At 37.9% G+C, this 515-nt stretch carries 1 rRNA gene; it reads right to left on the bottom strand.

Going from position 1 to position 515, the window contains the following annotated elements:
• A 23S ribosomal RNA gene (locus tag FD06_RS03125) occupies positions 1 to 363 on the bottom strand; the annotation flags it as partial.
• Positions 364 to 515: the final 152 nt, after the last annotated feature.

Genomic DNA, 515 nt, shown 5'->3' with positions numbered 1-515 from the left:
TTTCGCAGATTTTCCCAAATCTTTCGACTATCAAATACTTTGGTAACTCAAATGTTCAGTCCTACAACCCCAAAGAGCAAGCTCTTTGGTTTGGGCTATTCCCGTTTCGCTCGCCGCTACTCAGGGAATCGATTTTTCTTTCTGTTCCTGTGGGTACTTAGATGTTTCAGTTCCCCACGTCTGCCACTAACTAAGTATGTATTCGTTAGTTAGTAATAGCTGATTAAAGCTATTGAGTTTCCTCATTCGGAAATCTCCGGATCAAAGCTTACGTACAGCTCCCCGAAGCATATCGGTGTTAGTCCCGTCCTTCATCGGCTCCTAGTACCAAGGCATTCACCATGCGCCCTTTATAACTTAACCTATTAATCACTTCGTGATTTTGGTTAATTGAGTATTTGCGATTAAATTCTTTTAAAAAACTCAAAATAACGCGGTGTTCTCGGTTGAAATTGTATTTTATACAAATTCAATATAGAAATTAATAATATCTAGTTTTCAAAGAACAAAATAAT

Origin of the sequence: Apilactobacillus ozensis DSM 23829 = JCM 17196, from assembly GCF_001435995.1 — a bacterium.
In the GTDB taxonomy this organism is placed as follows: Bacteria; Bacillota; Bacilli; order Lactobacillales; family Lactobacillaceae; genus Apilactobacillus; species Apilactobacillus ozensis.
The sequence above is the reverse complement of the archived record's forward strand: the minus strand, read 5'-3'. Positions and strand labels throughout refer to the sequence as shown.